Annotated in this window: 12 protein-coding genes; 7 read left to right on the plus strand and 5 right to left on the minus strand. The window is 42.3% G+C overall.

What is annotated here, in order from left to right; all coding sequences use genetic code 11:
- Positions 1-42: 42 nt before the first annotated feature.
- The 4 genes from GZ22_RS13115 to GZ22_RS13130 all read right to left on the minus strand — a co-directional run bounded on the left by GZ22_RS13115 (position 43) and on the right by GZ22_RS13130 (position 2,981).
- Positions 43-948, minus strand: a complete 906-nt coding sequence (locus tag GZ22_RS13115; RefSeq protein WP_038563323.1) for an NAD(P)/FAD-dependent oxidoreductase — start codon at positions 946-948, stop codon at positions 43-45.
- A 64-nt stretch (positions 949-1,012) separates the two neighbouring features.
- Positions 1,013-1,453, minus strand: a complete 441-nt coding sequence (locus tag GZ22_RS13120) for an Rrf2 family transcriptional regulator (protein WP_038563325.1) — start codon at positions 1,451-1,453, stop codon at positions 1,013-1,015.
- An 82-nt stretch (positions 1,454-1,535) separates the two neighbouring features.
- The gene (locus GZ22_RS13125) at positions 1,536-2,006 is read right to left on the minus strand and encodes a DinB family protein (protein ID WP_038563327.1); all 471 of its coding nucleotides are present in this window, start codon (positions 2,004-2,006) and stop codon (positions 1,536-1,538) included.
- Between the two features lie 51 nt (positions 2,007-2,057).
- On the minus strand, positions 2,058-2,981 hold the full coding sequence (locus tag GZ22_RS13130) for a LysR family transcriptional regulator (protein WP_038563330.1): 924 nt from the start codon (positions 2,979-2,981) through the stop codon (positions 2,058-2,060).
- A 126-nt stretch (positions 2,982-3,107) separates the two neighbouring features.
- Between GZ22_RS13130 and GZ22_RS13135 the strand changes: the two genes are divergently transcribed.
- Together GZ22_RS13135 and GZ22_RS13140 are read left to right on the plus strand one after the other, a co-directional pair.
- The gene (locus GZ22_RS13135) at positions 3,108-5,114 is read left to right on the plus strand and encodes a YhgE/Pip domain-containing protein (protein ID WP_038563332.1); all 2,007 of its coding nucleotides are present in this window, start codon (positions 3,108-3,110) and stop codon (positions 5,112-5,114) included.
- Positions 5,115-5,211: 97 nt separating this feature from the next.
- Positions 5,212-5,844 (plus strand): pentapeptide repeat-containing protein, encoded by a 633-nt coding sequence (locus tag GZ22_RS13140; RefSeq protein WP_038563335.1) that lies wholly within the window; start codon positions 5,212-5,214, stop codon positions 5,842-5,844.
- Positions 5,845-5,887: 43 nt separating this feature from the next.
- Here GZ22_RS13140 and GZ22_RS13145 read toward each other — a convergent pair whose 3' ends face one another.
- Positions 5,888-6,982 carry a low temperature requirement protein A gene (locus tag GZ22_RS13145; protein ID WP_038566059.1) on the minus strand — a complete coding sequence of 365 codons (1,095 nt, stop codon included), beginning with the start codon at positions 6,980-6,982 and terminating at the stop codon, positions 5,888-5,890.
- A gap of 277 nt (positions 6,983-7,259) precedes the next feature.
- Between GZ22_RS13145 and GZ22_RS13150 the strand changes: the two genes are divergently transcribed.
- The 5 genes from GZ22_RS13150 (at position 7,260) to GZ22_RS18060 (ending at position 11,985) form a co-directional block, all read left to right on the plus strand.
- Complete coding sequence (locus GZ22_RS13150) at positions 7,260-7,970, plus strand: FadR/GntR family transcriptional regulator (RefSeq protein WP_038563337.1); 711 nt, start codon at positions 7,260-7,262, stop codon at positions 7,968-7,970.
- A gap of 126 nt (positions 7,971-8,096) precedes the next feature.
- A complete protein-coding gene (locus GZ22_RS13155; RefSeq protein WP_038563340.1) occupies positions 8,097-8,813 on the plus strand; it encodes a (Fe-S)-binding protein in 717 nt (238 codons plus the stop codon).
- Between the two features lie 13 nt (positions 8,814-8,826).
- Positions 8,827-10,257: a LutB/LldF family L-lactate oxidation iron-sulfur protein gene (locus tag GZ22_RS13160; protein ID WP_038563342.1), complete on the plus strand. Its 1,431-nt coding sequence runs from the start codon at positions 8,827-8,829 to the stop codon at positions 10,255-10,257.
- The gene (locus GZ22_RS13165) at positions 10,254-10,961 is read left to right on the plus strand and encodes a LutC/YkgG family protein (protein WP_038563345.1); all 708 of its coding nucleotides are present in this window, start codon (positions 10,254-10,256) and stop codon (positions 10,959-10,961) included. The genes GZ22_RS13160 and GZ22_RS13165 overlap by 4 nt, the downstream gene beginning before the upstream one ends.
- Before the next feature lie 148 nt (positions 10,962-11,109).
- The gene (locus tag GZ22_RS18060) at positions 11,110-11,985 is read left to right on the plus strand and encodes a DUF4352 domain-containing protein (RefSeq protein ID WP_051748269.1); all 876 of its coding nucleotides are present in this window, start codon (positions 11,110-11,112) and stop codon (positions 11,983-11,985) included.
- The last annotated feature ends 191 nt before the right edge of the window (positions 11,986-12,176 follow it).

A 12,176-nucleotide genomic window follows, 5' to 3' on the forward strand; every position in this document is an offset into this window, starting at 1 on the left:
ATTTAGTTATATTTTTCCGTCAGATCTACTGGAGAGCTTGTATTACTGGAATACTTCCATGGTTAAATCACTATTCACTCCTGCAGCCGCTCGGCTTCCGTGTGCTGCGGCTATAATCAGCTGAGATGGACCGCTATTAGATGCTTCTCCTGCTGCATAAACACCTTCGACGGACGTCCTGCCCAACTCGTCGACAAGGATGCCGCCATTTTGCGTACAATCATAGTTGAGAGAATCGATAAAGGAATGGGATTGTGCTAATTCGGTCGTAACGATGCCGCCTGATCTTTCAATTTTGGTTCCGTCTGCGAAAGATACTTTTTCCAAGTTGCCATTTTGACCGTGCAACTGGTTGATACTCTCTTCAATGATGCGTATTCCATGCTTTTTAAGCAGCTGAGCCTCTGCTTCTGGAATTACTGAATGTCCATTGGTGCAGACAATCAAATCCTTGCTCCACTGAGAAAGTGTTTTCGCCATATGAACTGCGTTTTTATTTTCGGATATTACAATTAAGGGCTTATCCCTTAATTCCCAGCCATCACAATAAGGACAGCTGAACAGACTTTTTCCATAATAGTCTTGGATATTCGGCACTGTCGGTAATGTTTCTTTCAGACCAGTAGTGAGGATGATTTTTTTAGCGGTATATGTAGCGCCTTCCCGGGTGGTTAAATGAAAAGCAGTACCGCTTGATCTTTTAATTTCTACAATTTCAACATTATCTATTTTAATGGATGGGTATTTATTCAGATCCTCATGTGCCAATTCTCTAAATTTAGCCGGAGATACTCCATCTCTTGTAATGAAGCCATGCGATTCCTGTGTTACTGCGTTTCTTGGTTTCCCATTGTCAAAAAGTAGGATATTCCTTCTTGCTCTTCCTAATACAAGTGCTGCATTCAAGCCTGCAGGTCCACCGCCGATAATAGCGCAATCTAACATAATAATAACTCCTCCTCGTTTTGTGGATATTAAAGACTATTTATATCTATAATTGTGGTAAAAAAAATCAACCTGCTTCAGATTGAAGATAATCCGAAACGTGTTGGTCGATTTTTTGCAATACTAGAGCTATCGTTTGGGATTGCAAATGCTCTTCCATCTTTTTCTCAGCTTCGTTCATTGTTTGCTGAATAAAGCAATTCTCCTTATCGTGGACATGATTATCCAAGCTGCAATGGAATAACGGATTCAAGCCTTCTACTGCTTGAATTACATCCAGAAAGGTGATGTCCTCGACATTCTTTATTAATCTGTAACCGCCTTTTACACCAGGTGCAGAGACAATCAGACCAGCTTTGACAAGAGTAGTCAATACTTTGGAAAGATAGGTAGGAGACACCTTCTGTACTTCGGCCAAAGGTTTAACGCCGATAGCCTTTCCCGAAGGCAGTAATCCCAGATAAGCGATAGTATGGAGTGCATAGTTAGTGGCTTTTGTGTATTTCATTATCCGCACTCCTTATTATAGATTCGATGAGTCTATAATAGACCTGAATGATTACATAGTCAATTATAAAAACTGAATCAGCCTATATTTTCCTGCTAAGAGCCTTTTTTATGTCCAATATAGCTTGCAAGTGCATCCCTTCATGAAAAATTGTCCTGATAAGTACTTGTTCGATAGTTTCCATTCCCATATCGATAGCCGGGTACTCTTTATCAATATGATCAGCGTACCTTTCGAAAATCTGACCTGGCTGTGCTTGTAACAAGGATAGCAGGTGGGTGAAAGCCGGAGTGTTGGCTGTAAAATCTGTAGGAGTGGTACCGTAACTGAACCAATTCTTAAAACCATTAGGAATGGGGGCTTCTTCTTTGGTTAAGGCTTGAATCCATAAATATTGATCCAGAAAAACATGTCCTAGATTCCATCTGAGATTATTTCGGAAGCCTTGCGGAATAATGTCTGCTTCTTCTTCAGTGAAGCTTTTAGCTAATTGAAGCAGTTCCATACGATACGTTCTCATTTGGCTAAACAATATTTCCTGACGTTTCTCCATTGAATTCCCTCCTTTATTTTAGAATTCTGCATGATATGTTAATAACCTTCCTCATAATTCGCTGCTTAAAAGGGCTGCGGTTTTCCGTAATTCTTTCTCTAGGGTTTTAAAGTAATCAGATAAGAAACCCTGAAACCTCTCTGCCACTGGGCTAAGATACCTTCTAGTAGACCAAGCCAAGCCGATGGTACGTTCACAGATAGGATCCTGCAGGCGAATGACAGGTAAGTGGGCGGTTTTATTTCCGATCAATGAAACAGAAGGAATGAAGGCTATACCAAGCCCCTTGTTCACCAGTTCTCCAATAACTCCAGGTTCGTCTCCTTCAAAGGCAATATGAGGTTGGAAACCAGCTAGCTGGCAATACTTGTCTGTTAAATTCCGAATGCCATAGCCCTCATTCATGCTTACAAAGGCTTCGTCACGAAGCTCATATAGGGAAACGTGGCTTTTTGTTTCAAGCCAGTGACCGGGAGGAGCAATCAACAGTATCTCTTCTGTCATGAGCGGCTGCCACTTGATATCCTCAGCTTGTATCGGAACAGAGGAGATGCAGAAATCTAGTTCACCGCTGCGCAGCTTTTCCGTCATTAATGGTACGGACTGCACGTATTGTTTGAAATGGACTTGGGGTTCGTCTCTTAAGAATCCACTGATTAAGTCAGGCAATACACGGGGGATAGTGACAGAAAGACGAATAGTATGATCTGCTTTTTGATTAAATTCATTCAGCTCCCGCCGTGCTTCCTGCAGCTCATGGAGGGCAGCATCAACACGTCGGAGAAAAATCCTACCGTTCTCATTCAACTTAATTTGTCTGTTGTATCGCTCGAAAAGCTTTACACCTAAATCCTCCTCCAAACGACTGATTGCTTTACTGAGTGAGGGCTGTGCGATGTTCAATGCATCTGCTGCATGTGTCATATGCTCTAGTTCGGCAACTTTTTTAAAATAGTGCAGCTGTAGTAATTCCACGTTCATCCTTCTTTCGGATAGTCTAAAAGCTATTATTTATAATGATATATATATTATACATTATGCATCAGAGCCGTTATGCTATTTAGATGCTCAATATTTCACAAAGTAAAGGTGAGGGAAATTATGAAAGGATTAAAATTAGGCTTTTTTGATATAAAGCGAATGTTTCAACATAAGCACGGGCGAATTGCACTTATTTTCTTGTTGATTATTCCAGTCATTTACGCTTCGTTATTCCTCGGTGGCTACTGGGATCCGTATGGCCATATCGAAGATTTACCAGTGGCAGTGGTTAACCAGGATGATGGCGCCAGCATGGATGGGAAAGAGATGCATGCAGGTGATGATTTTATTAAGGAATTGAAGAAAAGCAAGGCGCTGGACTTCGATTTTGTTTCAGACCAGAAGGCAGAAGATGGACTGGATGATGGTAAGTATTATATGAAAGTGACCATCCCAAAAGACTTTTCTGAGAAAGTAACAACCTTGATGGATGACAAACCCGAACAAGCGGAGCTTACGTATGAAGTCAATCCAGGGAAAAACTTTGTAGCTGCACAGATCAGTTCTTCTGCGATGGAGGAAATGAAAACAAAATTGGCTAGCAGCATTACGAAATCGTATGCTGACAGTGTGTTCACAAGCTTCCATGAAGTAGCGGCTGGATTGCAGGATGCTGGTGATGGAGCAGGTGATCTTAACAAAGGTATTACAGATGAGCAGAGTGGTATGAAAGATATGCAAAATGGAATTGGTGATGTGAATACTGGTGCGTCCGACTTAGCGGACGGTGCCGATCAGCTGGCAGGTGCTGAAGGTAAACTTTCGGACGGTATCGGAAGTCTGCACACAGGTGCATCTGATTTGGCTAGCGGCTTAGGTCAATTGGATGAAGGAGCATCATCCTTACAGACGAATACAAATAAGATATCAGACGGCTTGGCTGATTGGAAAGCGCAAAGCGATAAGCTTTCAGATAACCAGGAAGAATTCACGTCTGGATCTGAGGATTTGAGCAAGCTGGTTGCATCGTATATGAAAGAGCATCCAGAGCTTAAAGATGATAAGACATTCCAGCAAATAGCAGCTGCATCTGATCAACTGGCGGACTCTTCTGCTAAATTAGCAGACGGTCAGCAGCAACTCGGTGAAGGTGCAGATAAGCTGGCTGGAAGCGAGCAGGAATTAGCGGATGGTATGGATACATTCAGCGAGAAACTCGGGTCTGCTGTTAGCGGAGCAGACAAATTAGCTAGCGGTGCAACAGATTTGAATAATGGCTTTGACGATTATTCCGAAGGCTTTGGATCCTTGCAGAGTGGTGCAAACCAGCTGGCTTCTGGGACAAATGATCTTTCAGATGGAGCAGCACAGCTTGACGACGGTATGAGTAAGCTGTCCGATGGCTCAAGTGAGCTTGCGACCAGCCTGCAGGATGCAGCTGATAAAACAAGTAACATTCAGTCTAGTGATGCACTGACTACTATGTTCGCTGATCCGGTTAAGCTGACTGAAAAACAATTGTCAGATGTACCAAACTATGGTGTCGGCATTGCGCCGTACTTCTTGTCACTTGCTTTGTTTGTTGGTGGTTTGATGGCAGCCAACATCCTACCGCTTGGCAGAAGACAGGATATGCAAGTATCCGGTACGGTACAGTTCTTCAGTAAATTAACATTGGTATACGTTGTGGCAATTGTACAAGCAGTTATACTCGATCTGATCTTCTTGTTCGGATTCCAAGTTGATGTGAAGAGTATGCCTTTGTTCTTCTTGTCCAGTATTATCGTGTCTATGACGGTCATGACGATCATTCTAACGCTCGTGACGTTATTCGGGAACCTAGGGAAACTACTGGCCATCGTGCTGTTAGTTGTTCAGCTGGCAACTTGTGGCGGTACCTTCCCGAGTGAGTTATCTGTGTCTGCATTGGCATCTGTTGGACAATACTTGCCGATGGCACATTCCTTGCATAGCTTGCAGGAAGCAATCACGCTCGGTAACTGGTCGGTACTAGGTAATCAACTTGTTGATCTGTTGATTTATCTAGTTGTTGTCGGTGTTATTGGATGGATTATATCTCATCTGCAGCACAGACCGAGAAAAGAGAATGAGCTGGATGCAGCTTGATAAAGAGCTCGCCTTTTAAGGCGGGCTTTTTCTATTGACACCGTGTGATAGACTGTAGACAGCAAATGGAATGAATCCAAAGTAAAGGATAGAGATCATGCAAATTGATAAACCGAAAATAGCGATGGTATTGCCTGAGAAAAGGATGCACGATATCTTCTTTGAAGAAGAACCAGAATTGGAAATGTGTCAGGTGCAGCAAGCAGATTTTACGAATGAGTCAGTGGATCGGCTGCGATTGTCAAAGGTAGTCATTCGCAATAGTCGCTTCAACAATACAGACTTTACAGGAATGGATCTGCTGGATGTGCGGTTCGAGAATTGTGATTTTTCTAATGTGAAAATGAGCAAGTCTTCCATTCACCGAGTGGAATTTAACGGCTGTAAGATGCTTGGGGCTGATATGACCGAGTCCAGTCTTGGAAATGTCTCTTTCCGTGATTCATTGGTAAATCTCGTATCATTTGGCCAATCCAAGATGGAAAAAGTGATATTTTCCTCCTGTGGACTGCAGGGAGCGGACTTCTATGCCAACCGGATGAAAAAGGTAGAGTTTACTGATTGTGACTTAAATGAAGTTAATTTTGAACAGACATCTCTCAAAGGAATTGACTTGAGCACAAGTAGTTTTCAGCAGTTGACGGTATCTATTGAGAATCTAAAAGGCTGCATCGTTTCTCCTAATCAAGCAATCCAATTAGCGTCCTTGATCGGATTAGTAGTTAAGTAAAAAGCTTCCCGAGTGGGAAGCTTTTTTAATTACGTGAATTCTATTAAGTTGTAGTCAGCTTTGCATAAATGATAAAGAATAAAGTCAATTCTGCTACTATAATGATATAAGGTATCGGCACAAGCATATTAAAGATGAAGAAAAAGCCTAAAATACCTAAGAATAAACCTAGATGATATATCTTCAATCGATGATGCGTGTGCCTATATTGGTGGAACACAAAAGTAGTTGAAAAGAAATAAAGCAATACAGCACCAAAAATAAAGAATAAGTTAAAAAAGTATCCAACCTCATCCAAGACCATTAGTCTTATAGATGCTGCAATAGCACTTAATGACATTAGTATAAAGAGATGACCATAAATAATAGCTTGGCCAGCAGTTTGAATGGATTTATCTACTTTCTTCTCCACATTATCAAAGTATTGCCACCACATCGCGATAATCAGCAGAAAGGCCATGACAGCTAGTCCAATAGAATTCCAATCTCCTTGTGTTGGCTGGATAACTGCCAACGTACTTACAAGGGATTCACCAAAAAGTATGATAGTGAATAATCCAAACCGCTCTAACAAATGTGCTGTATTGGGCGGGACCTTAACTAAATATCTTCGTCCTAATATAGGAATGATCATATCAATTAAAATACCTAAATAAAGCACAAGATAGCGAATCCATGAATCAAAGAAGAAAAGGGAAAATAATGAAACGATAATTCCTACCCAAAAGTATTTTCCTAGAAACAGCGCTGCTTTCTTTCGAGCTCCCTCTTCTATTCGTTGTACAACAAGATATTGGATAGCGGTAACAGCTCTTAAGCCAATATAGCCAATTAAGAAGGGAAGATAATATGAATCAAAATCAACTGATAGACTTGAGGTCATGACTAATGCAAAAAACATTTGCAGAATTAAAAACAGCCGTTGATGAAACAAGTCCTGTCCAAATCGATTGACAAAAATCGTCTGTCCTACCCATGCCCACCAGATCGGAACAAAGATCAATACGAACTTAAATAAATATATGGTATGTATATGACCGTCTTCCACGTGAAGCAAAACATGTGTTGCAACTGCTACAGATGCAACAAAGAGTAAATCGTAAAAAAGTTCTAACCATGTCACTTTCTTTTCAAGCAACTTTTCCACATCCCCCATAAAATAATAGACTTTCGTCCTTTCCAGAAAGTTTTCAGGACATTCTCCTTTTACCAATTATGATTCTTATGTATTACAGAATGGCTCTACATAGCATATATTAACAGATTAACCATTAAATAAGCAGATACTTAATTCAAGTTGAAAGCTACTAAGTATACCAAGATAACGGTTAAGTAATGCACGGATGACTTACGATAATTTTAAAAATGAAATTTAGGAAAGTTTCCGTTTATAATGAGAGAGAGGTGACAACCCAATGAAATATAACCAGATAAAGCCGAAGAAAATATATGAACAAGTAGCAGATGAGCTGCTTGCTTTGATAAAAAGTGGTGATCTGAAGCCTGGCGAGAAGCTTGATAGCGTAACGCAGTTGGCTGAGAATTTTAGCGTGGGCCGCTCAGCAATTAGAGAAGCTTTAGCTACACTCCGCGCGATGGGGTTAGTAGAAATGAAGCAGGGCGAAGGAACGTACGTTAAGGCGTTTGAGCCAGAGGGAATCGTTTATCCTCTTCAGCATGCGCTACTCATGAGTGGGGAGGATCGGGCAGAGCTGATGGAGGTTCGTAATATACTGGAGACGGGTATTGCAGCATCAGCCGCACTGAATCGGTCTGATGAAGATTTGGAGCAAATGGAAAAAGCGCTTCAGGAGATGAAGGCATATACTGGGGACCCGGAAAATGGGGAGAAAGCTGATCTCGCTTTTCACATGATTATTGCCCGTGCGGCAAATAATAAGCTGCTTCTCCGTCTTATGCACCATGTGTCGGATTTAACAGCGGAATCCATGCGCGAAACAAGGCAGATTTGTTTATTTGGAGAAGACGCAGCTCCGGAGGAATTAAACAAGCAGCATGAAGTAATTCTGGATGCAATTCGTGCGAAACAACCAGAGCAAGCAAGACTGGCTATGGTGGCGCACTTGGAATATGTTGAAGGAGTACTGCGTAATTATATGGAATAGGACGAGCCGCCAACTAGGTCGGCTTTTTTCATATATGAAGGAGTTGGAAAATGTAAGCGCTTGTAGTATGATTAAAGTAGAAAATTATACAGGTCATCTGATGACCTTACTCATGGGAGTGAGGATATGAGGGTTACGCTATTTGCGACGTGTATTGTGGATATGTTTCAGTCTGATGTGGGGATAGCTACAGTTGAATTACTGGAAAGGCTCGGCTGTGACATTGTGTTTCCGACGGGGCAGGTATGCTGTGGGCAGCCAGCATATAATTCTGGGTATGTAGAAGATGCCAAAAAGGCAATGAAGAAGATGATAGCGACATTCGAGGATGCTGAGGTGATTGTCACACCATCAGGTTCCTGTGCCACTATGTTCAAAGACTACCAGCATGTTTTCCAAGATGATCCTGTGTGGCGTCCGCGGGCAGAGCGTCTCGCTGAAAAAACGTATGAGCTGACGGAGTTTATCGTAGATGTTTTGAAAATAGAGGATGTTGGGGCGAAGCTTGAAGGAATTGCGACATATCATCCATCCTGCCACATGACGCGGCTGCTTGGAGTGAAGGATGCACCAATGAAGCTGCTGTCACATGTAAAGGGACTTGAAATGCAACCGCTTCCGAATGCGCAGAATTGCTGCGGGTTCGGCGGGACTTTTTCCGTGAAAATGGGTAATATCTCAGAGCAGATGGTTGATGAAAAAGTAGACTCGGTAACCGAAACAAAAGCTAGCTATCTGATTGGAGCAGATGGAGGCTGTTTGATGAATATTGGGGGGAGAATGCAGCGCCGCGGCAAGCCAGTCAAAGTGATGCATATTGCTGAAGTACTAAACAGTCGGTAAGGGGGAAAGCAGCATGGCGATGAAGATAGGGAATGAAAAGTTCAAGGATAATGTGAACAAGCAGATGGAAGACACGTTCATGCGCGGTGCAGTTGCTGGGGCGCAGGAACGACTGCGGACAAGAAGGCTGGATGCGGCTGAAGAGCTTGGCAACTGGGAGGAATGGCGGTCTCATGGGGAAGAGATACGTCAGCACACACTTGATCATCTCGACTATTATTTACAAGAGCTTTCCGAGAATCTGCAAAAACGCGGCGGGCATGTATTCTTTGCCGCTACTGCAGAAGAAGCGAATGACTACGTGAAAGGTATAGTGAAAGAGAAACGAGCCAAGAAAATTTTGAAGGCTAAATCAATGGTCACAGAGGAAATTGGTTTGAATGGTGTATTGGAACAGGAAGGCTGTGACGTCATTGAAACAGATCTTGGTGAATACATTCTACAGCTGGATGACCATGACCCGCCTTCGCATATCGTGACTCCTGCGCTTCATAAAAACAAAGAGCAGATCAAGGATGTTTTTACCGAGAAGCTGGACTACAAGCTTACCTCCAAACCGGAAGAACTCGCACTCCACGCTAGGGAGAGACTGCGCCAGGAATTCCTGCAAGCAGATATCGGCATCACAGGATGTAATTTTGCCATTGCGGAATCTGGTTCTGTCGGCCTGGTCACTAATGAAGGAAATGCAGGGATGGTTTCTGATTTACCGGATACGCAGATTTGCGTCATGGGAATGGAGCGAATCGTACCTACATTTGAGGAATTCGAAGTACTAGTCGGTTTGCTGACGAGAAGTGCAGTCGGTCAAAAACTGACGAGCTATATTACGGCATTGACTGGTCCGCGAACAGCAGAAGAAGCTGATGGTCCATCGGAATTTCATCTGGTTATCGTGGATAACGGGCGTTCCGGTATTCTCGGAACCGAATTTCAATCTGTACTCCAATGCATTCGCTGTGCAGCGTGTATCAATGTTTGTCCGGTATACCGCCACATCGGTGGTCATTCCTATAACTCCATTTATCCAGGACCGATTGGGGCAGTACTGACTCCTTTGCTGGGAGGATATGACGATTTTAAGGAGTTACCTTATGCATCGACGCTTTGTGCAGCATGTACAGATGCTTGTCCAGTGAAAATCCCATTGCATCAGCTGCTGCATCGTCATCGACAAGTGATTGTCGAACGAGAAGGGCGTGCGCCGATTTCCGAGAAGATGGCTATGAAAGCATTTGGAATTGGAGCTTCCTCCAACCCGCTGTATGCAGCTGGATCGAAAATGGCGAGCTCTGTCATGAAGCCTTTTACGAAGGATGAGACCATTTCGAAAGGACCTGGTCCACTGAAGGCATGGACTGAAATTCGAGATTTTCCTGCTCCGAATAAAGAACGATTCCGTGATTGGTTCAAGCAGCACGAAAAGGAGAGTGGCAAGCTATGATACAGAACAGGGAAAGATTCCTTGCAAATGTCGCCAGCCGCCTCAGCCGTACAGAAGTACTGACAGAAAGACCCTCAAGGAACTGGAATTATCGACCGCAGGATAAGACGCTGACTGATAAAACACAGGATGAACTTGTAGACATACTCCGCGATCAGTGTCGGCTTATCCATACAGAGTTGATTGAGACTGATTCGAGTGGTCTGCCGGAAGTGCTGGCCGAAACTGTAGCTGCTTATGGCGGCGGACCGCTAGCCATTTGGCAGGATCATCGGTATGATGCATTCGGTTTACGTGAACAGCTTGCAACATGGCCAAACCAAGGAATCGACGTACATGAATGGGATCCTTCCATTGGTCATGACAACATTGGAATTGTGGAACAGGCCAATATCGGTATAACATTCAGTGATATCACACTTGCTGAGTCAGGTACAGTTGTACTCTTTTCGGGAGAGGGAAAAGGCCGTACGGTGAGCCTGCTGCCGCATAAATATATTGCACTCGTACCGAAAAGCACCATCGTCCCGCGAATGACACAGGCTGCTCAGCGTATTTCAAAGCAAGTTCAGGATGGAGAAGCTATTGCATCTTGTATTAACTTTATTACTGGACCGAGTAACTCGGCAGATATAGAAATGAACCTGGTTGTAGGGGTACATGGACCTGTGAAGGCAGCTTATATCGTGATTGAAGATAGATGAAAAAGACACAGTTAAGATGAGCTGTGTCTTTTCTTTATTCTGCTTAAATAGTAACTAACCCCTTAAAAAGTATATATTTTCAAATTGGTAGATGGTAAAATAGATCTACACACATATTGTATGAAAGAGAAAAAGGGGATAAGAGTACGTGAAGAAGTTATTATTTGGTAGTATATTGGTCTTATTATTTATTTTAAGTGCTTGTGGCGGGGAAGAAGCTACGAAAGTAAAAGAAGAAAAGAAAGCTAGTGCCGCGGAAACAACAAGTGTAGCAGATTTGGAAGAGATGGATTTGGAAAACATGACAGAAGAAGATTGGGATAAAATCAATCTGTCTAAAAAGGAATTCAAAAAAATGCTTGATGCTATGGCTGAGGCGGATGAAGATGGTGAGATTGCCATCAGTTCTGCTAAATTGACAAATGATGAAACAATAGAAGTGGAATTAAACAATTCAGATGGCGATACGCTTGAAAACGCGATGACGGCAGCTATCATGGATTCTATTATCCGTGAGTTCTATAAGCATTCTGTCTATTATGATGATAAAGAACCTACAATTGTATTTAATGATTTAACAGGTTATACAATCTTGGAGAATGACAAGCCAATCGAATATGAAGAAGATGAGAGTGCGTCAAGTGACGGAAAAGATCTAGGCGAATTTAAATTAGATGAAAAGGTAGACGTTGCTGGTACAATCATCACGTTAAGCAATCCAGCCTACACAGATGAGCGTAACGAATTTGAAGAAGAACCGGCAGAAGTGCTAAGCCTTGATGTAGCGGTTCAAAATGCAACTGACGAAGATCTGTATTTTGATACGTATGATTTCCAAGTTTACGATGCAGATGGAACATTGATGGAAACTTATGCACTTGATTATTTAACAGCGGATATCAAACCTGGAAAGAATACATCAGGTAAAGGGTTCTATGCTGTCAGTGGTAAAGGTCCTTACGAAGTGTATTACACAGACTTTGCAACGGATGCTACTGCTAAATGGACAATTGAAGTGAAATAACTGAGAAAGCTATCCTGAGGGATAGCTTTTTTGTTTTAAATTTTTTTAAAATTAATGATAGCGCTTTCTTTGTTGTGGTTATTTTGTTAAATTTAGATAGAAAGACAATGACTGACAATCTTTAATAGATAACTAGAAATATTTTAACAGTAGTTTTATAGCATAGAATTAGCATAGAAAAACAGTATTTG

Origin of the sequence: Terribacillus saccharophilus (assembly GCF_000725365.1) — a bacterium.
Lineage (GTDB): Bacteria > Bacillota > Bacilli > Bacillales > Amphibacillaceae > Terribacillus > Terribacillus saccharophilus.

Excerpts from the sequence above, each read along its gene's own strand:
- GZ22_RS13120 (WP_038563325.1), bottom strand. The coding sequence starts at position 1,453 with ATGAAATACACAAAAGCCACTAACTATGCACTCCATACTATCGCTTAT.
- GZ22_RS13125 (WP_038563327.1), bottom strand. The coding sequence starts at position 2,006 with ATGGAGAAACGTCAGGAAATATTGTTTAGCCAAATGAGAACGTATCGT.
- GZ22_RS13135 (WP_038563332.1), top strand. The coding sequence starts at position 3,108 with ATGAAAGGATTAAAATTAGGCTTTTTTGATATAAAGCGAATGTTTCAA.
- GZ22_RS13140 (WP_038563335.1), top strand. The coding sequence starts at position 5,212 with ATGCAAATTGATAAACCGAAAATAGCGATGGTATTGCCTGAGAAAAGG.
- GZ22_RS13150 (WP_038563337.1), top strand. The coding sequence starts at position 7,260 with ATGAAATATAACCAGATAAAGCCGAAGAAAATATATGAACAAGTAGCA.
- GZ22_RS13155 (WP_038563340.1), top strand. The coding sequence starts at position 8,097 with ATGAGGGTTACGCTATTTGCGACGTGTATTGTGGATATGTTTCAGTCT.
- GZ22_RS13160 (WP_038563342.1), top strand. The coding sequence starts at position 8,827 with ATGGCGATGAAGATAGGGAATGAAAAGTTCAAGGATAATGTGAACAAG.
- GZ22_RS13165 (WP_038563345.1), top strand. The coding sequence starts at position 10,254 with ATGATACAGAACAGGGAAAGATTCCTTGCAAATGTCGCCAGCCGCCTC.